This is a genomic window from Delftia sp. NA_296.1 (assembly GCF_052692095.1).
This window is the reverse complement of record NZ_JBQZGF010000005.1, coordinates 133,015-155,779: the sequence shown is the minus strand read 5'-3', so window position 1 is coordinate 155,779 and position 22,765 is coordinate 133,015. Positions and strand designations below refer to the sequence as shown.

The following is a 22,765-nucleotide window of genomic DNA, read 5'->3' as shown; positions in this document are numbered from 1 at the left end:
TCCGGGCTTCCAGCAGGGAGCAAGACGGACGCCTCATTCGAGGCTCTGGTGTCTCCTGAACACCATGCCCTTGCCCTCATGGGATCTCGCCTCAGCGAGTTGGCACCAACACTAACCATTGAATTTCAGGACAACGCAGTACGGCGCTTTGCTTGGAGGCCTGAAGATGGACGACTTGACTTACACCCTGCGGCAGCTTTGCCAGCGCAATCGTGACGGCAGCCACAACACACAGGCCGACCGGATGCGTTCGCTGTCGCTAGCCGCGTGGCAACTACGTGAGGCCGGTTTCCGGCAGATGAAGGCATCATCACTCAAGGGCAAGCACGTCCAGGCGCTGCTGGAACGCTGGCAGGAAGAAGGCTTGTCGTCCGGCACCATCAAGAATCGACTCTCTCACCTGCGCTGGTGGGCCGAGAAGATCGGCAAGGCCGGCATCTTGCCGGCGGACAACACGCAACTCGGCGTGGCCGAGCGCCGCTATGTGACCAACATCAGCAAGGCCCAAAAACTGGGCACAGGTCTTGAACAGGTCACCGACGCGCACGTACGCATGAGCCTTCAGCTACAGGCCGCCTTCGGATTGCGTCGGGAGGAAGCGATCAAGTTCCAGCCCAGCTATGCGGATCGAGGTGACCACATCGCCCTCAAGGGATCATGGACCAAGGGCGGTCGGGAGCGAACGGTGCCCATCACCACAACAGAGCAACGCGACGCGCTCCACGCAGCGCACCGCCTGGCGGGCACAGGATCACTGATCCCGGCAAACAAGACCTACATCCAGCAGCGGCACGTCTACGATGGGCAGTGCAAAGCGGCGGGCTTGAGCAATATGCATGGGCTGCGGCATCGGTACGCCCAAAGCCGTTATGAGATGTTGACGGGAAGGCCGCCGCCAGCGGCAGATGGACCATTAGTCACGGAGTTAAGTCCAACGCAGCGCATAGAAGACCGCCATGCGCGTCAGACCATCAGCCGTGAGTTGGGACACGAGCGCGTTCAAATCATTGCCATCTACCTCGGTAGCTAGGTCAGGCAGTATGAGCCCCCTGGCTACATACATAGCCGTCCATCGGCTCAATCTGCAGGCCCAACAAACGTGTTCAGCGCCGTTGCAATCCTCTTGCGTCGCTCAAGCAAGAAAGCCTTGTAGCTTTCCACTTCCAGCAGCGATGCCTCAACCGGGATGCACTGTGCTGCGAACGCTGGCTCGCCAAGCTGGTCCACCAGCGGGGGCAGGTAAACCGCCGGGGCCTTGTCGCTGATCGCGCGATTCGTCTTGCCGCCGATGAAGGCCAGATTGGCGATGTCATCCGCCTCGCGGGCAGTGAAGCTGGTCTTCAGTACGGCTTTGGGAAAGATGTGATGGAACTGCAGGCGATGCTGGACGCCCGAATGATCCAGAGCAATGGCCAGATGGCTGCGCCAATCCTTCGCACCGGCAGCGCGGAAAGCCAGGAACATGGTCTTGAACAGCGCGCTGCGCTGGTTGCGGCCTTCCAGCTCCTCCGCAGTAATGTCCAGGCGGCCGAACTGCAGGCGCAGTCGGTCGATCAGCTCGCTCACCGCTCCGCCCTGACGAATATTTGCCAAATCCTGATCCAGAATGGTTTCGCTGGAGCCTCGGGAGAAGCGGCCTTTGGCATTGGCCATCAGCGCCCAGTAGCGCAGTTGGCGGGCCTCATCGTTGCTCAGCGCATAGTTGCGGCTATGCCCGAAATACGCCAGCACCACCAGCAGGAAAGGCGACGACAACAGTGCCGGGCTATCGATGCCAAGATTGCTGCGCAGGAAGTTGAGCGCGAATTCCATGCCATCGCAGGCTTCTTTCCATGCCTTCTGCAGATTCTCCACATTCAGGCTACCCACGATCTGGAAACGTGATTGACCGGTGGCAAACGCCATCAGATTCTTCAAGTGCAAACCGAGCTCAAGGTCAAAGCCCGTCTTGGCGCATGCCTTCTGGAAATCCTGGAACGTCTGCAGCGAGTGCCGCCACTTGGCGGTGATCTGAGCCAGAGCCAAGTCGGAACTGCGCAGCTTGGCTCCCAGTGAATTGACCCGGACGAAGATTTCCGTGACCTCATCGTAGGAAAGCGTGCGTTCCAGCACGTCCATCCGATAAATGTACTTGCGGATGCCACGTAGCCGAGCCAGGCGCTGGCTGTACTTCTCGTACCGCGGATCGTCAAAACCACTGATACCGGCACGTTTGAGGAAAGGCGCATCGTTGTCGGTCTTGAACACTTCCGACACTTTCACCCAATGCGGCAACTGCTCCAGCTTCTTAGTGACCACCACGAAAGTCATCTTGTTGAAGCGCTTGAGCAGTTCGTCCTCGGTCGAGTCCGTCTCATCGCCAATCAGTTCGCTATCGTCGTCGGCATCGTCCTCGTCGTCGCCGTTCTCTTCCACTTCGGTCACTACTGCCAACTGGTCGAGATGCTCCAAGTTGAACAGCAAGTCGATAGGCCGACGACGGCCGCGCACCGATACTGGCTCGCCGCGAATGACGGCAGAGAGCGATGTCAGACGCTGCTGACCATCCAGCAGAAGCCGCGTGCTCTGGTAAGGATTCGTGCTCTGGCTGACCGCGAAATCCTGCAGCGGCACAGCTTCATCCGTTTCCCAAAGCAGGATTGCTCCCGATGGGTAGCCGCGATATAGTGAATCCAGTAGATCGCGCACTCGCGTAGAGCGCCACACGTACTGGCGCTGCATCTCCGGCAATCGCAGCTCGCCCCGCTCGATCATTGATACCAGTTCTTCAACGCTGGCTTCGGCCTTGGCCATGTTTTTTCCTTCGATCAGGTACCGCGCAGGAAACGCTCGCGGTGCCATTGCAAATAATGCCGGTGCTCGCTGGCCAGCCAGCGCAACGTCATCCCTGTATGGATGCCAAGCCCAGGCCAATCGCTTGGGGACAGACGGGCGCTGGTCAGGAGATGCCCGGTATCGTCGAAACTGATCAAAAAGCGATCGAACAGCGCATCGAGATTGGCTACCAGCAGAAAGCCATTGAAGGCATCCAACCGCTCGGCATCGTCGGCACATTCAGCCCAGGGTTTGGCATGGCTGGCACGCAGGGCTTCAGTCACCGCGACGCCGGTCACTGCGCAGGCACCGCCCCAGTAGGTCAGCAAGGCATCGCGGTAACGCGCCTGCCCCACGCGCTGACGCACCAGGCGTTCGACTTCCGTGCCCCGGGCTTCGGCAGACATCGTCTCGACAGCTTGCGCCACGGCCGCGTGGTAGTCGCGCACTGCCTGATTCGGCAAGGCCTGCGACAGCCTGGCCGCGCGGCGCAGGAGAGCCGCCAAATCGGGCAGGGTCGGCACACAAAACACCTCATCGGCTCCGGCCCAAGGTTGGAAGCTGCGCAGCAACTCCGGCAGCAGCGCGCGCGTGGCAGGTTGAAAGCGCACCTCGAAGCCTCCGACCAATGCTGTCACTGCCGCCTGACTTCGATGACGAGCCGAAGTCAGTATGACCGCATCGCCAGCAGATGACAGCACGTGCTCGAAGCCATTGTCGTGGCCGGCTTTTTCGATGATGGTGCGTTGCAGAGGATTCATGTCCGCGTCCAATCTACTCGGTTCCACTCAATGACGCGCTTGCGCCAATGGGTGTCGATCGCTTGGGCGAAATCGGGGCGCACCAACTTGGCACGCGCCTCGCACCAGTCGGCTGATTCGCGCCGCACCACCAAGCCTTCCAACGGCAGCTTGGCGCGATAGCGGCTGGGTGTATCCATGACCAACTGCTTTAGCGCCGCCAGGGTGGTGCGGCCACTCGATACCCACGGCACGGTGAACAATCCGGCTTCTGAGGCCAGCGCGTTGCGCCGGGAGGTGCTCCAAAAACGCCTCTTGCTGCGGTCATAGACATCGAACAACAGAAACCAGTCGGGCAGCGTGTCGTAATCCAGTGAATGGCGTGCGGCGCACCATTCGCCGAACAGCGTCAACTCAGGACGCAGCACGGCAAGCAAGCTGGATTGGTGCTGCGCCAGCCAGGCGGGTAAACGCGCAAACTGACCAACATAGGGCTCGCCCAGATACTGGCCGCGATTCTGAGCAAGTACGGTGCCGTCGGGTGATAGAGACAGGCCGAGGTTCGCACCATCGAGCTTCTCCTCCACGATCACATCCCCTGATAGCAGCGCCTGCACTTCGGCAGGCGACAACACCTTGTCATCGCGAGGCATGCCGTCTTTGGCCAGCCACGCGAGGTGCGGAGTAGTAGGGAAGCGGAAGAAGTCGGTCAATGCATGATCCTCATTCAACGAGCCTGCTTTTCAGCATGTTTCTGCCGTGACCAACTTTCAATGAGGGGCTCCAACAAGACGTTGTTCGCCAGCAGATCAGTCTCCCAATCATGCCAATCGGTGTCCCCTGCAAAAGCAACACAGCCCTCGCCGTACTCCCTGTGTGAGTCCAACGCTGCCGCCACCATTTTCTTGTCTGCGTCGTCGTGAATCACCGCCAGCAACGGCGGCTGCAATACCCCATGACCATGCTCGTCATATGCAACATCAACATTATCGACTGCGGCAGTGCTCCACTTGTGCATGACTACCTGGATGCCGAAGTCGTTGAATCCCAGCTTGTTGTTGTACTCTTTGAAAATTTCACCAACCAGATCCAGTACGAGCCGTGACGTGCTTTGCTGAAATTCATCTAACCATTGCCAAACCTTCTGACGCTCCATCGGATCATCCGGCGTCGCATCAATATCCTTCGGGTGAGTTGGGTCAGCAGCACTGGCAGCAATCAAAACATTGGTATCCACGACATAACGCGCCCTCATGGTTGACTCCGCTTCTGGCGCTCGAACATCAAGCGTGCCTGTTCGCGGGTCTCACCCAACGCATCCCCAAAGAAACCGTCAGGCCAGTTCTTCAATCGGCCGAAATCATCCATTTCCAGGGTTCTCAATCGCGCGGCCTTGCCGTCACGTTCAACGAAATACATGGCGGCGTCAGCAACGGACACTTCTTCGCGGGCAATCAAAGTCTGCATGCGGCGAAACAAATGCTCTGAATGCGTCTCGACGATGAACTGAACGTTGCGCTCCTTGCTTACCTGCGCCAGCAACTCAGCCAGCTTGCTCTGTGCCAGAGGGTGTAGATGGCTTTCCGGCTCTTCGACGATCACGATATGGCCGGGCTGTGCGAACAGGGCGGCCACAATGACAGGAAGCACCTGCGACACTCCCACTCCAACGTCTTTGAGGTTACTGGCCTGGCCATCGGTTTCCACCAGCAACTCATGACGCGCTGAATTTCCAAGGGCGCGGATGGAAAGACCGTGCGCCAGATTCATCTCCTTCAGCCAATGAACCGTTTGCTCAAAGAGATAGGCTTCCGCTGGCAAGGCTTGACTACGCCTCTTGGCTTGCTGGCACGCCACACCGCTGGCAATCAATGCATCCACGGCTTTAGCGCCGTCGTCGCCGATATGGGCAGGCATACGCCCTGCCCATACATAGTCACGCTGGGCCAAGCGGCGCACGGGGCCAAGGTAGATGATGCGGCCCAACTCGTCCAGCAGCGCTGGACCAACCGGCCGAATCACCTCACCCTGCACACCCAGCTTGTTGAGCGTAGAGGGTGAAAATGCAAACGAACGCTGCGGACGAAAATCCGCGCTTTGCCCCAAAGGTTTGATTTGATTGCCCAGCGTGAGGCGATAAATCCCGGGCTTCCGGCGTTGGACGCTGAAGCCTTGACCGTCTTTGCCCAAACGCAGGAACTCCAGTTCAGCGCTGCCGGACTGGCCTTTACGGTAGCGTGCCGAGAAAATCGCCGATTCAGCGGCATTTCCCGTTTCGCTCCAGCGAAACTCGATACCTATTTGATTGGACGCCGTGCTTTCTGTTGCTGCGCCATGGCGACACAGCACATCCTTGAACTGGCCGAGTGTGACGGAGTCGCCGGTATCAGGGTTACCTAGATTGAGATCCAGATTCGGATCATCGCCTTTGACGGTCTGACGGATGAGCAGCAGGCTTTGAATCAGACTGGACTTGCCCGATGAATTGGTACCCAACAGCAGAGTAATCGGAGCAAGTCGCACCGGCCCCGTGCTGCGCCAAATTTTGAAATTCTCCAGTTTGAGATGAATCAACATACGGGGCTACTCTCCTTCCAAGTCGGCAACGGCAGGTGGCTTGACATGTTTGAAGGCAGCATCTATTGCTGCTTGAATTTTTTGGATAATGTCCTTTCTGACCCGATTCTTGCTTCCTTCCTCCAGGCGCGGAAGTCGCTCAATGCTGAAGTCAAAAACAGTCCCAGAGTAATTATCGTCCCTTGACGTTTTTCCAGAGAAGGCAAATTCAATCCCGCAGTCGCCAGCGTTTGCACCGAACTTGAAGGCATATGTAGCCGTCATTTTTATCAGGTAGTAATACTGATAATAGCTTTCTTCCTCAAGAAGAAAGACTTTTCCAAGATCACTTCCTTTTATCTGTATCTTGTTGACATGCCCCTCCATCCACTCAATTCGCTCCTCTTTCGGTAGCGCCCCCGCCTCCTGATCTCGAATGATCTCGAAATCTCCAATCCCCTTGAAGGAGAGTTCGGGCGTACTGACAGATGTCAATTGCAGAAAGAAGCCGATGCGCTCGTTGTTCGTGAAATCATCAAAGAGAATGGATTCTGGCTTTTCGTCCGTGGTAATGCCCTTTGATTTGCAGAATTTTCCGATGGCGCCGGTGATGGCGTCATTGAGCTTATTGGTGTCTTGTGATGTTCTGGATTTGTTGACTTCAATTTCCAAGCCATTGCCGGACTGCTTAAGAAGAATTTCACCTGGGTAAGTGATCTCTTGGTTTATCCAGTCCTTGCTGAAGTCGAGGACACGTACGGAATATGTGATTCTTACGTTTCCATCGGGGTCAATCGAGAGAGCGGGTTCAGAAGCAAACACCCGATCATCCCCCAGCTTGATACCCTCAATCACCGAGTCAAAATTGTTCTGTATTTCCGTTTTCCAATCGGCATCTGAAGATGTCAGTTTGAATTTGCCGGATGAGTACTTCTTCCCAGACTCGCGAACGAACGATTTTTCGACAAGATTCGTGAACTCATTCGGCGTGAGAAGGCAGGCACTCAACAGTGGCACGGTATCGGATTTTTCACCGCTGCCGATAAATATGCCCTTTTCCTTCAGAGTTTCAGTGATTTCGCCATTGCTGATGTGATCGCTATTGAGCAGTACTCTCAAACGATCTCCCCAGAGCATGGCCCGTTCATAATCAAATTGCTTGGCCGGCTTATCCATATCAGCACTCCAAAAGATCGAGAACGGACTCTTTGTAGCAAAACACCTTGATGCTTGCTTTCCTTTCCCGAAAGGCCATCATGGACAGCATCTTTCACTTGCTTGTCGTCTGCCGGGTGGTAGCTTTCCAGGCCGATGAAAATATCCTGCACCCAGCCATCGGCAAAGTCGAAAGCCAGGCTGCAAAGCTTTTTCAGGGATTCTTCCGAGAATGCTTGTTTGGCATACAGGCAGAGAGATAGCTTTTCTCCTAACATGAACCGAAAGGGGATAAGGTCTGATGCCAAAAGCTCGATTGGCAGCAGATCGCCGTATCGTTCATCTGCGTTTGCGATGACATTTCCAAGCTTGGGGTAATAGAAATGGTACTGCTGCCCCTGCTTGATTGATCTGAAATGACTGACCGCCTCTTTGATGAAGGAGGCCCGCGCCATATCCACAAGATAGAAGGGGCAGTTTGACGACAAATCTAACTGGATGCGGCTCAAGGCGGACTTGATCTCTTTATCCAGTGTTTCCCTGTCTCCATGCGTCCATACGAGTAGGCCTATGTGTTTCTTTTGCTTGCGCCCACCAAAGGTTTGTATCGCCTGATTGATTTCGGAGCTGATCTTTGAGCAGGAAACTATCTCATCAAGCTCTGACAGGTGACCTTTGAACGTCGTCCTGACGCCTTGCTCTCCTTTTGGGTAACCATTTTTGGCGTTTTTCGAGGAGATATAAACAACATCAGTTCGGTTGTCATGGAGCGGATTGTTATAGATGAACACAAAATCATTGCCATGCGTTTGCTTATCGTGTGCCGCTCTATTGCATGGAATGCTGACGCCCTTCAGGAGATTGCTCCACCCAATCAGCTTCAGGAGTTCTTCCGTGATCTTCTCGCCATTCTCACCAGATGTCTTCGACGACTCACCCATGCTTCTTCCCCAGTGTTATGCTTATTTGGATGGTTTGTCCGTCATCCTTGAATCTTGCATCATTGAACGAAAGGCTGTCCGGTAGTATCAATCCAATATCCTGACCCAGATTGATGCGATTAAACATCTTTTTCAACTTGGCCTGAAGGTTTCTGGTCGGCACATTGATTTCGTCGGTACCCACCAGCCCCTTGCGTTCGGTGATTCTGGCCAGCTCGGTGCTCCATACGTCGGAGGAAACGTATTTCTCTGACACCGTCCTGATCTCATCGCCCGGCACTTCGTCCCGGTCTGCACACAAGGCAATGACCTCGCGGCAAAAATCCTGCCTTGCCACGGGGCTTTCGATGTTGTCCCGAACCTTCTCTATCAGCCCAGCAGCGACGGCTGACTTGGTGTTCTCATTGGGAACCTGCTTCGCTTTCAGAAAATCCTCAATCCAGTATTTTGTGCGGCTACTCAAGCGATCGATGGCATAAACGATTTCAGAGCCATCAACGATGAGTGCGCCTTTGTCAATCAGATCCGGGTTGATGCCGCTTGACACTTCGAGCTGCCTGCTTTCGCCATCGGCACGGGTGGAAATGTACTGCTGCTTTGATTCCGCCTTGTAAACTCCGATAGCAGACTTATACTTCCCATCCAGCTTTAGCTTGTCAAACAAAATGACAAATAAATCGCCTGATGCGATGTTAGGGTGATGTGCCGAAGCGTACAGATGTGTAGCTAAGTTCCTGGAAAGCTCTATAAAAGAGATTTTTCTCGAAAAGAAAGCTGACACATGGTGAGCCACGTCATTCAGTGTCATGTCGCTTTCATGGGTGAGCATGTACTGATTTTTATCGCTGACGATGCCTCGCAGATAGCCGCCAAGTATCAGGTTCCCGATGCTTTCCATAATGTCGAAGCATTGATCTGCCAAGATCAGCGGCTCTTCTCGCAGGCGATTGCCAACCTGATGCAGGATGACATCTTCAACAACCGATTCACCAATTTCCATCGATTTCATGTCAACCCTCCAGTTTCCAGCTTCTCCCACGCTTCCATCACCAGCCGCTGGGTACGGTATTCACCGAAATCTCGCTCTTCATTCCGCTTCAAAACAGAAAATGTTTCAGATGGATATCCTGGCCGAATCGACTGAGGATCAAGTATGAAACGAAGTTCGTCGCGCCCTAGACCGTACAATTTCGCGTAATAGGCATCAAGTTCTGCACGCAATAAAGCGCGGCGTTCAGTGCTGAAACTAAAAGGTCTGCCATCAAAACCAAGGCTTTTTGCCCATGGCTCTAAGTCGTGAGCAACATAGGTGAGTTCGAGCACACGAGGTGTTATGAAGTCCACGTCCGCGTCACTATATTGATCAGGCGTCAAAAATGGTAGCTGCTTAAAAGTAAAATAGTTAAGATTTAGGCCGCCAAGCTTTTGCCTGGCAACATAGTCCAAGACGATTGACCCCATGTTCGCCAAGAAGCACGCAAAAAGCTGTTTTCTTTCAGGGGGGCGCATAAGCGGCAAAAACAAACTATCCCCAGCGGCAGACCATGGTATTACTGTTGCAACAAGTGTCCGAGCACTGGCCCGAGCATCGGTAATTCTTCTCCATGCGAAGAACCACTTCTCCTTCCATCCTGCGTCTTTAGTCTTTTCTAAAACATTTTTCTCAGAAATCCAGTAATAAGGAGTTGTGCAGTAACCTGCATCCTCAAGACGACTCTCTGGAACTCTAGGAAGAACGTGAGCTCGCTCATGATTGGAGTCCCTAAAGTCTCCATATCGATGCGTATAAATATGAACCATTTTTGATTCATAAAGAGGGGCAAAAATATCCCCTCCTAGCGTAAAGACATTACCATCTATGGAATAACCTTCTTGTTTTAGTTCATGATAAGTCTTAAACATATGACTGTCGTTTGACATATCAAACATTCGCATAAACGATATACCCCAAAGATTTCTCTCCGGAGTATTATCGCGTGCTTCGCGAATCAGAACCGGAATGCATCGATAGATTTTCTTGGTCAACTCCGCATCAAGGCGAGACTGGAAAATCGGGCAAGTCAACGTATTTGGATTAACCCGTTCGATATCCTCTGGGCTCAGTGTGAAAACTCGCTCTGAGTCGTGTAGTTGTTCCAGCTTCTTTCCTTGAAAAAGATATCGAGTTTCTTCGATTCTTTGCTCAGATCCAACGATCGTCGTCAATGCAAAGCGCAACATATGGCCCTGTCCAGCGCCAGGAAAGAAACCTTCATTTTCAAACTCAAAGAAACTGTCTAAGGATTTCTTGGAAATCAAATCGCCAAAGAAATTTTTAGTTGAGTTGTCGGTGGCTAAGCCCGAAGGAACAATAAAACCAGATCGCCCATAAGGCGCCGTTATCTGGCGGATGGTTTCGGCAAACAGCGCGTAGGTGTTCACGTCGCCCACGCCGGTCAGCGGGTAGCGGCCGCCGTCGGTGCCTTTCACATGGGCGAACACGCTGGCTGCCTCCGCTGTGCGGCGGGCAGTGACGAATTCGCGGTAGAGGCGTTTTTCGGCCTCGTCCTCATGCACCTCATGGGCCAGGTCGGGGTACAGGTGGCGCGCCAGCATGCCTTCGCTGAGCCACTGGATGCGCTGGGCGCGTTCGGCCTTGTTACGGGCCTCCGCCACGTCACGGTGGCGGGTGGCAAAGAACTCTTCCTCTTGCAGCTTGATGCGTTCCCACGGCGGATTGCCCAGCACGCAGTCGAAGCCGCCTTGCGCGACCACCTGCGGAAAGGCCAGCGGCCAGTGGAACACGCGAGCCTGCTCGCAGGCGTCGCGGGCCGCAACGACAGGAGCGGCGTGCTCGGTCTGGGCGCGTTCCGGCGCGGTCAGTAGCGCATGCAGGGTGATGCTGGTGGGTACGGTTTCTGCCGTGTTCTCCGTCTTAGGCAGGAGGTAGGTGCCCACCAGCGCATCGGCGGCGTGAGCCAGCGGGCTCTGGGCGGAGTCCTCCAGAAAGTGGCGCCAGGCTTGTTCCTTGGCGGCCACCTGTTCGGGCGTGTCGGCGGGCAGGGTTTCGATGGCGCGCAGGGCTTCCAGGCCGCTGCGGTTGTCCACGCCCAGCAGCATCTGCTTGCCTTGCAGGTCTTTGGCGATCTGCTTGAGGCCGGCGGCGTTGGCCTTGGCCAGTTCCTTGCAGACATCCTTGTCGTCGCCGCTCAATGGTTTGAAGGCATCTTTGGCGATGCCTTGTTCCAGCACGTTCAGGTCGGTCAGGCCGAGCAGCGCGTCGCCCACTTGCAGGTGGTGGTCGAGAAAGCCCAGCGGTCGGCCTTCCTCGTAGCCTTCCAGCCACAGCGCCATGCGCGCCAGTTCGATGGCCATGGGGTTGCGATCCACGCCATAGATGCAGCAGGCCACCACTTCGCGCAGGGCGTGGCGGTAGTCCTGCGGCTGGATAGCGCCTTCCTGCCCGCCTTCGAGGCTGCGCAACTGGGCCAGCTTTTCCGCCAGGCGGCGGGCGGCGGCCAGCAGAAAGTGACCGCTGCCGCAGGCCGGGTCGATGACGCGGATGGCCAGCAGCGCCTCGGTGGGGTTGGCCGGGTTGGCAGCCAGGCGCTGTTCGATGACCGGCTCCAGCGCGCTTTTGATCAGCTCCTGCACCAGACTGTCGGGGGTGTAATAGCTGCCGGTGAGTTTGCGGGCGTGGCCGGCGGTGCTGCCTTCCTCGGTACGGCCGACGAAGCCGAAAGTACGTGCAGGCAGGTCGATAGCGGGCACCAGTTCCAGCAAGCTTTCGTAGACGCTACCCAGTTCCTCCGGGCCCATATTGCGATAGTCCACTGGGATGAGGCTGCTGCCCTTGCCTTGCGCGACCACTGCCCAGCGCAGGTGTTGCAAGGCGGTGAGCAGGTGGGCGTTGTCCAGGCTGGCGACATCCAGATCGGGGCATTGTTCGGGCGCGAACAGGCCGCCCAGCGCGGGCAGGGCCAGGCGCGGCTCACCCTGTGCCAGACCACGGAAGACGATGCGGATGGCTTGCCACTGGTCGTCGTGGCGAGTGCGGGCACGGCGCTTGAGGCACAGCTCGCGCAGGCGGGCCAGGGCGTAGCCTTCGGCATGGGCACGGCGGGCAACCTGTGCTTCGGCGCTGTCGTCCTGCGGGTGCAGCACGCCGCGCTCTTCCACGGTGAAAACGAAGATGAGCCGGTAGATCAGGCGCAGCAGTTGTTGGAAATAGTCATCCTTGCTGAGCGTGCCGTCGTTCAGGGCGGCGCGTAGGGCGTAGTTGGCAGGGTGTTGCAGGAAACCTGCGCCGAAGGTCAGCAGGGCCTGTTCGACGCCGTTGCGCAGGCCATCGCGCACCCGAGTGCCTTCCTGCTGGCCTTCGCTGCGCCATTGTTCCCAGATGCACGCCGTAGCGCCCTGGCCGGGGCGGGATGCGCGGCTGGCGTGCAGTAGACGCCAGACGTTGGCGAATTCGGCATAGCGCTGGTCGCCGAGCAGATCGGCCAGATCGACTTCGAGAAAGCTGGGGCGGGTGAGCGAGGCAGCGTCGCGCAGCAGCCGCAGCTGTCTGCCGTTGCTGACGATGCCCCATTGCAGCGGTTCGCTGGCGTTGAGCAATTCCTGCATGGCCTGGAACGGGGCTTTCTTGCGGTTGCCGCCGCCTTGCACGGCAAACCGCGCGTCAGCCTCGTCCAGGCCCAGAGAGTGTGGTGCCACCAAGACGGGCAAGGTACCAGCCATGAGGCTGACCGGGTAACGCAGTTCACCCACTTGCTGTGCTGCCGCTGCTTGCGAGGTGGCGTAGCCAAAGGCATCGCGCAGCAGTTCGTGGACGAAGGCGGTGGTGAGCTGCGCGGCATCGACGTCGGCGCGTTCCATCTGCGCGGCGAAGTGCTGCCATTGGGCGCAGGCGATCTGGAAAGCGCGGCTGTATTCGTCCTTGAGCTTGACGCCCTTGGGGGTACCGTAGTCGGCCTCGCTCTGGGCGCTGGCGCGGCCCTGAGCGGCTTTTCCCAGTTGATCGGGCAGGAATAGCCCGCCTTCGAGCTTGAGGGTGGGAAGGTTCAGCGTGGCCTGGGCCTTGCGGATGCGTTTCATGGTTGTTCTTCTCCAGGCCGAGGCTTATAGCGAGTCAGGCAGCAGCACGTACACGCCCATAACATCCACCGGCAGGCAGGGGCTGACGCTGTACTGGCCGACGTCACGGGTGGCCTCGCGCACGCGCTGGTGGTCGGCCAGCAGGGCATCAGCCCGCTGTTGGGCCACCGCTTGCAGTTGCTGCGGGTGCGCGGCGAGAAAGTCGAGCGCGGTGCGGATTTCGCGCTGTGCTGCCTCTGGCGGTAGGTTGCCGCTGGGCGTGCATTCCAGCAGGCGGCTCACGCCGTCGTCGGCCAGCCATTGCGGGGCGTTGCGGCCCTGCACGGCCAGCGCCACGGTTTCCTCTGCCATCATCTGGAAGGGTTCGCGACGGCGCACGTAGCTGAGCTGGTGACGCAGGCGCAGCAGGTAGAGGGTGGTGACGACCTCCACGTCATTGGTAAGAGTGGCAGCGCAACGGGCGGCCAGCGGGCGTTCGCCGCCGAGTGCATCTTCCAGCAGGTGCTGGGCGAGCAGGCCGACCAGCGGGTGACTGCGGTGCAGTTCGCTGAAGTCGATGATCTGGGGTTTGTCTATGCCTTCGTCGGCCAAGCGTTGGCGCAGGGCTTCGGGCAGGTGCTGCGGCAAGAAGCGTGCGGTCTGCTTGCGGCCGATTTCCAACGGCGCCCCCAGCCGCACGCAAGCGCTTTGCAGGAAGCGCTGCACGTCAGCCTGGGTGCCCAGGGCCTGCTGCTGCTTGTGCCATTCGGGTAGAACGTCGTCGGGCCGGATGCGGCGCTGGGCGAACACGGTGCGATTGGCCTTGGCTTTTTCCAGCGCGTCGCGCCATTGGGCTTGCAGAGGAGCGAGCAATTGCTCCGGCTCACCGAAGTCGAATGCGGCTTGCGACGATGAGGTGCGACTGTCGCTGCGTTTCATCAATGCCGCCTTGACCAGGGCCTGATTGATGCGGGCTTCGTCCTCGGGCATGGGAACGAGCACGCCGAGCTCCTTCTGAATGGCCTCGCCCTTCTTGAGGATGACGTTGAGCACGAAGCCATCCACCGGGTTGTCTTGCCCGTAGAGCATGGTGCAGCGCACTTCATCAGCCTGCTGACCGAAACGATCGACGCGGCCTTCGCGCTGTTCGTGGCGAGTGGGGTTCCAGGCCAGGTCGTAGTGGACGACAGCGGTAAACAGATGTTGCAGATTGATGCCTTCGGAGAGGCAGTCGGTGGCGACCAGGATGCGTTGCTCGGCATCCTCCATGTCGTCCACGCGCTCGCGGCGTTCTTCGGGGGTGAGTTCGCCGGTGACAGCATCGACGGTGGCCTTGGGGAAAGCGGCCTTGAGGTGTTCGGCCACGTAATGGGCGGTGGCGATGTAGCGGCAGAACACCACCGGGTGGTAGCCCTCCTTTACCAGCAGGCCGATATGCCGGATGAGCGCGGCCAGCTTGGGATCACCGGCCTTGCCGGAAAGACGTTGCGCGTCAGCGATCAAGGCTTGCAGGCGCGGCGCGGCGTCCTGCACCTGGGCAGGCGGCTCCAGATCACTGCCGGAGAGGTCATCGGCCTCGCCATCATGCAAGCGTTCATCACTGAGGAGGGCGTCGTCAGGCAGGGTTCCTTCCAGCCTCGTGGTCAGGGCCTTGACGGCGGCAGCGGGCGACGACGCCACGCAGCGCAGTAATGCCAGGGTGGCGTACCAGATGAGGCGCGCGCCGCCTTGCTGTTCTTGCTGCTCAACGGTTTCAGCCAGTTCGCGGCAGTAATCCTGCACGGCGTCGAAGAACGCGCCCCATTCGCCGCTGAGCTGGTAGGTGAGCTCGGTTTTCATGCGACGGGGAAAACCTCGTCCGTCATGGGTCTCGGCCTGCCATTCAACGATATCCTTGCGACGGCGCTGGACGAAGTGGCGGGCCAGTTCTTGACGCAGCGGGTCGGAGGCCGTCATGCGGCCTTGTAATGCAGCAAAACGTGTATCGAGCAGCGACAGCAAGTTGTAGAAGGCGGTTTCGTCACCAGAGTGAGGGGTGGCGGTCAGGAGGATCAAATGTCGCTGCGCGTCACGGGCAAGGCGTTGCAGCAACTCGAAGCGCAATTGCTTGCCTGCGCCGCTGCTGGCGCAGGTGTGAGCCTCGTCAACGATGATGCATTCGGGGGCGGTGGCGAGAAACTGTTCGCGGTGGCGTTCGCTCTTGATGTAGTCCAGGCTGACGACCACCACGGGATGATGGTCGAACAGGCGCACACCATGCGGAAGATCACGTTCGATGCGGGAGGCCGAAGCCGAAGTCAACGCCACGGCCTGAAGGTTGAAGCGGGTTTCCAACTCACTTTGCCATTGCTCGACAAGGTGTGGCGGGCAGAGGATGGCCAGGCGGGCGATTTCTCCACGGTCCATGAGCTCGCGTGCGATCAGGCCGGCTTCGATGGTCTTGCCGATGCCTACGTCATCAGCAATCAGTAGGCGCACAGTGGACAGGCGCAGCGCCATCAGCAGCGGCACAAGCTGATAGCCGCGAGGCTCCACGGCGATATTGCCAAAAGAGCGGAACGGGCCGGCGCCGGCGCGCAGGGTCAGGCGCAAGGCATCGCGCAGCAACAGCGCGGCGGCGTGGTTGCCGGCGCGTGCGGGATCGGGCCAGTCGAAGGTGGCAGGTTCGACGGGATGCAGTTCCAACTCGGGGATCAAGGCGACGCTTTCGTCATCGGCACCGCTCAATGGGCGCAGGCGCAGCCACTCGCGGCGGGAGTCGCTTTGCACCACCCATTCGCGGCCTCGCGCGCGCACCAGGTTGCCGGGCAGAAAGTCGTGTTCGAGGATCGTCATGCGCCTTTATTCCTTGGAACCGAACACATCGGCGTGCGCGGCGAATTGTTGTGACCAACGTGAAGCGTCCGAAAAATCGAGCACCTGCCAGCCTTTGTCCTGCAATACGCTGGTGACCTGCTCATCCACCGCTGACAGAAACACCAAAGCACGAGATGCCTTGTACTGGGCCGCTGCGGTGGCTGCGCCATTGTTGACGGACACGTTGACCGCATCAGGTTGTATAGCCCCTGTCTGGCGGAGCGCGGACAGCCAAGCATCAAGTGGCTCGTCAGCTGAAGTCGTCGAGGCAACGGTGGCCGGGCTGCTCGTTACGGGCTGTACCTGGGCATTGGCCAGCGCGACCAGCAGCTTGAGCGCATCCGCATTGCGGCGGTTGATGTGTTCGTGATCCGGCTGGTTGAAGTAGGACAGCAGGCACTGATAGCAGCCGGCTTCGCACTGATGATTGCCAAGTGCATCGGTCTGTTCCAGCGACGGCAGATCGTCCAGCGTCCAAATGCTGCTCTGCGGTTTGCGATAGTGAATCAGTTGCAGGGCATTGCTGGCTACGAGAGCAAGGTCGTCGCGATTGTTTGCCAGGCGAGTGAGCACACCCGCACCGCCTTCCGCCGCTTCGTAGAACAGCAAGGCGCGGCGCTCGTCGGACTTCGGCAGTGGCTCGACCACCAGTTCGGATTCCTCGATCTGGAAAGTCATTTCGATGCCGCGCTTGAGCGCGGCCTGCAAAGTGGCCATGGCCTCCAGCGACAGGGCATGTACGGGAGCGAAGATCAGCAGATTGCGATGATCTTCCACAAAAGGAACGATGCGCTGGTTGGGCACCTTCTCCAGCAAAGCATCGTCGCCGCCCTGGTCGTCTTCCGCATCCGGTGCGTCCTGCTTGCTCCAGGTGCCCGTGATGGGATTGATGTAGAAGCCCAGTTGCTCCTTGTCTTTGCGCCTGCGCCAGCCGCGATTAATGCGCCAGATTTGCGCAGCGGGCGCGTAGGTGAGCTCGCCTAGCACGTCCTCGCCTTGTTGGATCGTGGCCTTCTGCTGCTGGATACGGCCATCGGGGCCGGGTAGAAAGCGGTAGGTGGTTTGCAGCTCGAAGCCCTGACGCTGGCGCTCCTCGTCGTTGATGGAGATGCGCTCGGTGGCCACGGTCTCCACGGTTTCGATGCGGTAGAGCTCGCGCACCCAATCGTGCTCGGTGAGCAAGGCGTCGCAGTTCTCGCAGCGATTGACCAGCGGTTGTTCGCCGCCCGGCTCGCCGAGATGGCCGTAGCCGCATTGGCTGCACACCAACGAGGCAATGGTGGCCAACTGGCTGTTGCCGGAAATGTGGTCTGTATTGCCTACGTTGAGTTTGGCACGCACCACGCGGTACATGCGACCCTGGTGATAAATGAGGCTACGGGGGCCGAATTCGGACAGGGCCAGGAAGCGCGGCCGGCTGACCATGCTGCCTTCGTCATCCTTGCCATTGACGGCCTGGCCGCCACGGGCGGGAATCCAGGCCATCAGCGGCAGGCGCGGGAAGTTGTAGCCTGGCAAAAAGCCTTGGCTGGCCAAGTAGCGATAGGTATAGAAGTCATTGTTCTGGCCGTTGCCGGACTTGAGCAATACGGCGTACTGGCGCGCGGCGTCGCCGTAGCGGCGCTGGGCATTTTGGCGCTCCATGTGCGAGGCGGTATGGCTCTTGACGATGCGATCGGCCATATCCATCTGCTGGCGGGTAGCATCGAACAGCACGCGCCAGCGCTCCAGCGCCCCAGAGAACGCCTGCGCCGCGTTGTCGATGACCTGGCGCACATAGTCAGGCGTGAACCAGGCGCTGCCTTCAAGCTCGCCCTCAAGCTGGTTGATGACCCGGTCGGCACTGGCCAAGGCCCGCTGCTGGACAGCCTGCGCCCGCAGTGCTTCGTGCAAGGGCTGTTTCAGTGGTTTACCGGGCTGGTCGAGATCCAGCATCGGCGCAATGCTGTCGTCCAGCGGCACCTGGGTACTGGCAAGCCAGACCGCTTGCAGGTGGCTGTCGATGAGATCACGGTTGCTCAGATCGAGGGTTGGCGCGCGCACGACGCCATGCACCATTTGCTCAGCATTGTGGAAGAACCACTGGTCATGCGGACTGAGCGCCGCGCAATAGGTGATGACCAGCGCCTGCTGACCCGAGCGACCGGCACGGCCGCTGCGCTGGGCGTAGTTGGCGGGGGTCGGCGGCACATTACGCAGGTACACGGTGTTGAGCGCGGAGATATCCACGCCCAGCTCCATCGTGGGGGAACAGAACATCACCGGCAGCCGCTCCAACGGCGCTTCGTGGGCCGGGTTCTGCGCCCAATCCTGCCTGTCTTTTTCGGTGTAGCGAAAACGCTGCTCCAGCAGTTGCCGACGTGGCGCATCCACCTGGGCTGTGTGTTCTTGGGCCTCGAAGTCGAACAGCGGATGCGAGGGCTGACGCAGCAGGTCAGCAATGCCGAGATACAGGGTGCGGAAATACTGGTTGATTCGATTGCTATCAGTTTGCGGCTGATCGGCAATCAAGCACCAGTCCAGGGCAGCCGCGTTCAGGCGCCAGCCTGCGAGCTGGGCGTCGATAGGTTGGCGCTGCACATAACCATAGTCCTTGGCAGACTCCAGCAGCGCTTCGATCAGCTTAGCCCACTCGACATCTTTCCACTGCGCGACCTCGCTGGCGCAGGCGCTGTTGCGCCAGAAGGCGGCCGTCTTTATTTGCCGTAGCAGACGAGAGCGTGGACCACCTGTCACTAGGTCGGTGCGCGGCTTGCCCTTGTATTCCGGGCGCTTGCCGAGGATGAGATAGCGGCCGGTATCGAGTTTCTCGTCGGGAGCGAAGGTCCAACGCTCATTCAGGTAGGTGTGGGCGCTGGTGCGTGCCTTATCCTGCTCGACCGGGTCGAGGTAACGACTTTCCAGGCACAGATGGCGCCGCAAAGCGTCGAACAGTAGTTCGAACAAAACTGTACGCTGCACTGCCGTCAATTTGGTCAAGGTGCTGTTTGCAGCAAAGATGCTGGCGTCAGCGCAAAAGGCATCTAGGTCTCGATACCGAATCTGCAACAGGCCGAGTTGATCCAGATTCGGATTATTGAAGCGCCAGCCACGCCGCAGATCACGCAGTAGCCGGTAGGCAATGATGAAGCGCAATGTGCGTTGCGCTTCTTGTCGGGCCAGTCCCATGAGCTTGGGGGTGCGCAGATACTCCACCAAGGTCGCTTCATCGACCCCTTGAAAGCCGAGGGCCTTGAAGACGCTTTCGGCCAGGTGCTCCTCATCGAGTTGGCTGCCGCTGCCCTGTAGTGCGCCGATCAAGCCGGCACGCAGCGTCAGCAGGAAAATGAAGTCGTTGAAATGTCCCGCCTGCAGAGCGGCATCCTGGCGGTTGTCAGTAAACCCAAGCAACTTGCGTGGGTCAGGCTGCCCTGGCGCAGGTTCGGAAAGTGCGAACAATTGCTGCAAGGCCGCCAGGGCAATCATGGTGGTAGCCGAGGAGCGGCCTTCGCCGGACAGGCTGGAGAGGCGGTTGGCATCCTTGCCGTGGGCTTCGTGTGTCGTACCGCAGTTCAGGCAGAAACGGAACTTTCCCGGAATGAACCAGAACTCCGTCCCCGAGCCCGTTTGCCCTTTGGCATCGACCGTGACCATATAGGGAACGGCATTCTTGTAGGCTGGCTTGATTTTGGGTTCGCTACGGCTGAGGTCGATCCAGGTTTCCGGCAGGTCTTCGAGCAGGCCGCCGTATTGCTGCCCGGGCACCAGAGGACACAGGAAGCCATAGCTGGCGTCGTCTTCTGCCGCGATATCGTCGATTTCACGTGAGCTGAAGCTGACCGGTTGCTGTGCGTGCCAGACAGGTAGGTACTCCTGGCCGCAATCGCGGCAGAAGTGCGTCGGGTAAAGCAGCACATTCTCTTGCTGTCGCCCCGGCGCGAAACGCTGAGCATCGAGCGTGACATGGCGCTTACCTCGCGCCTCCAACGTGGTGAGCACCTTGCCGGGGCCGCTGATGAACTGGTGCAGCTTGAACGCGAAAGGCGGCCTGCCCTGAGGCGTGCGCACATTATGGGCAGCCACTAGAAAGCGCTGCAGGGCAGTGCGAGCGGCTTCAGGCTGGCAACCCGCGTCTTCAGCTAGACGGCGACTGGCCTCTTCCAACATCATAGGTCTCGCCCGCCTGGGAGGCTCGTCGGCAGGTAGTTCGATACCCAGGTTCAATTCCACCCAGATGGATAACGGATCATTGCGAAAGGCGTCGAACTCAGCCCAGCTATCCTGCTTTCGCGTAATGGCCGCCGGTAGTTCTGTGCGGATGGCGTTGACGTCCTTGAGCGGGTTGGTGACGCGCTCCAAGGTCTCGCCGATGACGTCATGCTCGCTGAGCTGGGTGCCAAAAAGTTTGCTAGCCACATCGGCCACCACGCGGTTACGGTCGGCTTGGCTACCTGTGCTGGACATGGTGGCCGACGTGCCGATGCAGACCAGTTGCTCGGCTTTCAAGCGCTCTCGCAGGCGCCGCACTAGCAAGGCAACGTCCGCCCCTTGACGGCCACGATAGGTATGCAACTCATCCAGCACCAGGAACTCAAGTCCCTCGCAGTGCTCCACCACACGCCGATCCACTTCGTCGAAGCGCGTGAGGATGTACTCCAGCATCATGAAGTTAGTGAGCAGGATATCGGGCGGGTCATCCGCGATGGCGCTGCGTTCCGCCTTGCTTTCCTGGCCGGTGTAACGCTTGACGGTGAAGGGACGAAGCTCTGGCGCATAGCCATGCAGAAACTTGTCGAGTTCTTCCAGCTGGCTGTTGGCCAGAGCATTCATCGGATAGATGACAATGGCCCTGGTACGTGCTTTGCCATCGGATTGCTTGGCCTTGAGTATGCAGTCGATGATCGGGATGAAAAAGGACAGGGACTTCCCCGACCCCGTTCCGGTCGTGACCACATAGCTTTGGCGTTCCTGGCCTTTGGCCAAGGCTTCCATCTGGTGCTTGTAAAGATGCAGAGGTTCTGGCGAACCTTCAGACTTCCCGACCTGGAAGATCTCTGCGCAGGCAGCATGCAAGACCCCCTGTGCCGCCAGGTTCTGCACCGTGCCCTGGCGTTGGTAATTCGGGTTGATCTGCACCAGCGGCTCAGGCCAATAGCGACCTTGCGCATATTGATGTTCGACCTCGGCTTGGATATCAGGCGCAGCGATGCGAACGAAACTGCGGGAAAAGCTGCCGTATCGTTCGATGAGTTGGTCGCGGAATTGGAAAACGTTATCCATGGAGAGTCCTCACTGATCCATCTTGTGGCCAATCGCCAGAACCGCTGTACTACCGGGGGTGCCTGCTGTGATGCGCTTCCATTTCGCCCCTCGCCCCTTGCCAGTCGATTCGATCAACCGCTCTGATTTCATCGCTCGCAGCACTAGTCGAACCATGTCCCGGCTCACGCCCGGGCAGGCCTCTTCAATCTCGGAAATCGAGAACGGCAGGGTGCGCCCCAGGACTTCCGCACGCACCCGGTCTCCTTTACTGCCACGGCCACGCTCGATGGTGCCGACACGCTCCTCGAACTCGCGGTATGCCCGTAGCAAGGCTCCCCAGAAGTAGTCGAGCCAGGGCTTTACGTCGTGCTGCCCCTGGTGCCAGCCCTGCGAGCTTGCTTCCAGCGTCTCGTAATAGCTTTCCTTGGTATCTTCGAAGATGCGTTCCAAGCTGATGTAGCGGCCCACGGCATAGTCGAAGTGGTAGAGCAGCAGCAGGGTCAACAAGCGGGACATGCGACCGTTGCCGTCCGGGAAAGGGTGGATGCACAGGAAGTCGAGCATCGCCAGCGGCACCAGTACCAACGGGTCGGCCAGGTGCTGGTCCAGCGCGGTAGCGTAGCGCCCTGTCAAATCAGCCATGGCCATCGGCGTCAGGTGCGCAGCGACGGGTTGGAAGCGCAGACGCGAAGTGCCGTCTGGGTGACGCTCGATGATGTCGTTATTGGTGGCCTTCCAGCGCCCGCCCGCCTGCGGCATATAGCGGTACAGCAGGGTATGTAATTGCAGCACAACACCCTCGCTGAAGGGCATGTGCGTGGCGGACTCGTGGATCAGCGCCAGGGCATCACGGTAGCCGGCGATCTCCTGTTCGGAACGGCTCTTTGGCGTTGCGTTGCGGATGACCAGAGACTTCAACCGCGAGGGTGCGACGACAACACCTTCCAGCCGGTTAGACGACTCGGTGGACTCCACCACCGCGATCTGGCGCAGGCCCTTGAGGGCTTCGGGCGACTGTGCGGCGTAGAGTTGCTGCTTACCCTGGTACTCGCCCAGTGTGCGCAACGTGGCGGCCTGAGTGCCATCGAAGCGAAGCGCGACAAGGTACTCGGGTGTGAGCGAGTGCATGGAAATGTAAGCCTAGGCTGTCTAAATGGGGGTAATCATAGTCTTTAAATGGGGCATTGTATCTAGAAATACCTCATTAAAGGTGTTTGATTACCCCATTTCCTGAACGTAGGCCCGATCGCGAGGGGCCGGCATGGCCGACCAGGAAGGAAATGCCTAAAAAAGGGTAATAATTTCAAAATTACCCCATTTTACCCATTGTTTACCCCATTTCCAGGCCCAACTCAGGGCAAAGGCAAACGGCAAGGGAACGGCAATCAAGGGACAATGGCCCTATCC

General features: G+C 58.5%; 13 protein-coding genes. 1 reads left to right on the top strand and 12 read right to left on the bottom strand.

The annotated features are described in order from the left end of the window. Positions 1-166 precede the first annotated feature (166 nt). Positions 167-1,030, top strand: a complete 864-nt coding sequence (locus ACUTR7_RS14385) for an integrase domain-containing protein (RefSeq protein ID WP_445609085.1) — start codon at positions 167-169, stop codon at positions 1,028-1,030. 47 nt (positions 1,031-1,077) lie between these two features. Here the strand turns inward: ACUTR7_RS14385 and ACUTR7_RS14380 are convergent, their stop codons facing one another. The 12 genes from ACUTR7_RS14380 to ACUTR7_RS14325 are packed head-to-tail and all read right to left on the bottom strand — an operon-like array spanning position 1,078 to position 22,486. Then, the gene (locus tag ACUTR7_RS14380; RefSeq protein WP_445609084.1) at positions 1,078-2,793 is read right to left on the bottom strand and encodes a GmrSD restriction endonuclease domain-containing protein; all 1,716 of its coding nucleotides are present in this window, start codon (positions 2,791-2,793) and stop codon (positions 1,078-1,080) included. 14 nt (positions 2,794-2,807) lie between these two features. Then, positions 2,808-3,575: an HNH endonuclease gene (locus ACUTR7_RS14375; protein ID WP_445609083.1), complete on the bottom strand. Its 768-nt coding sequence runs from the start codon at positions 3,573-3,575 to the stop codon at positions 2,808-2,810. Continuing rightward, entirely contained in the window at positions 3,572-4,267 is a 696-nt protein-coding gene (locus tag ACUTR7_RS14370; protein ID WP_445609082.1) for an RNA ligase family protein, read from the bottom strand. Before ACUTR7_RS14370 ends, ACUTR7_RS14375 begins: the two co-directional genes overlap by 4 nt. Positions 4,268-4,281: 14 nt before the next feature. Next, the gene (locus tag ACUTR7_RS14365) at positions 4,282-4,809 is read right to left on the bottom strand and encodes a hypothetical protein (protein WP_445609081.1); all 528 of its coding nucleotides are present in this window, start codon (positions 4,807-4,809) and stop codon (positions 4,282-4,284) included. Continuing rightward, positions 4,806-6,131, bottom strand: a complete 1,326-nt coding sequence (locus ACUTR7_RS14360; RefSeq protein ID WP_445609080.1) for a DUF3696 domain-containing protein — start codon at positions 6,129-6,131, stop codon at positions 4,806-4,808. The genes ACUTR7_RS14365 and ACUTR7_RS14360 overlap by 4 nt, the downstream gene beginning before the upstream one ends. Before the next feature lie 6 nt (positions 6,132-6,137). Beyond that, the gene (gene gapS4b / locus ACUTR7_RS14355) at positions 6,138-7,286 is read right to left on the bottom strand and encodes a GapS4b family protein (protein WP_445609079.1); all 1,149 of its coding nucleotides are present in this window, start codon (positions 7,284-7,286) and stop codon (positions 6,138-6,140) included. Next, positions 7,226-8,206: a GapS4a family protein gene (gapS4a, locus tag ACUTR7_RS14350; RefSeq protein ID WP_445609078.1), complete on the bottom strand. Its 981-nt coding sequence runs from the start codon at positions 8,204-8,206 to the stop codon at positions 7,226-7,228. The genes gapS4b and gapS4a overlap by 61 nt, the downstream gene beginning before the upstream one ends. Next, positions 8,199-9,215: a nucleoid-associated protein gene (locus ACUTR7_RS14345; RefSeq protein ID WP_445609077.1), complete on the bottom strand. Its 1,017-nt coding sequence runs from the start codon at positions 9,213-9,215 to the stop codon at positions 8,199-8,201. Before ACUTR7_RS14345 ends, gapS4a begins: the two co-directional genes overlap by 8 nt. Then, a complete protein-coding gene (locus ACUTR7_RS14340) occupies positions 9,212-13,282 on the bottom strand; it encodes an Eco57I restriction-modification methylase domain-containing protein (protein WP_445609076.1) in 4,071 nt (1,356 codons plus the stop codon). Before ACUTR7_RS14340 ends, ACUTR7_RS14345 begins: the two co-directional genes overlap by 4 nt. A 24-nt stretch (positions 13,283-13,306) precedes the next feature. After that, positions 13,307-16,096, bottom strand: a complete 2,790-nt coding sequence (locus ACUTR7_RS14335; RefSeq protein ID WP_445609075.1) for a helicase-related protein — start codon at positions 16,094-16,096, stop codon at positions 13,307-13,309. Between the two features lie 6 nt (positions 16,097-16,102). After that, positions 16,103-21,376: a DEAD/DEAH box helicase gene (locus ACUTR7_RS14330; protein WP_445609074.1), complete on the bottom strand. Its 5,274-nt coding sequence runs from the start codon at positions 21,374-21,376 to the stop codon at positions 16,103-16,105. Positions 21,377-21,385: 9 nt separating this feature from the next. Beyond that, a complete protein-coding gene (locus ACUTR7_RS14325) occupies positions 21,386-22,486 on the bottom strand; it encodes a Fic family protein (RefSeq protein ID WP_445609073.1) in 1,101 nt (366 codons plus the stop codon). Between the last annotated feature and the right edge of the window lie 279 nt (positions 22,487-22,765).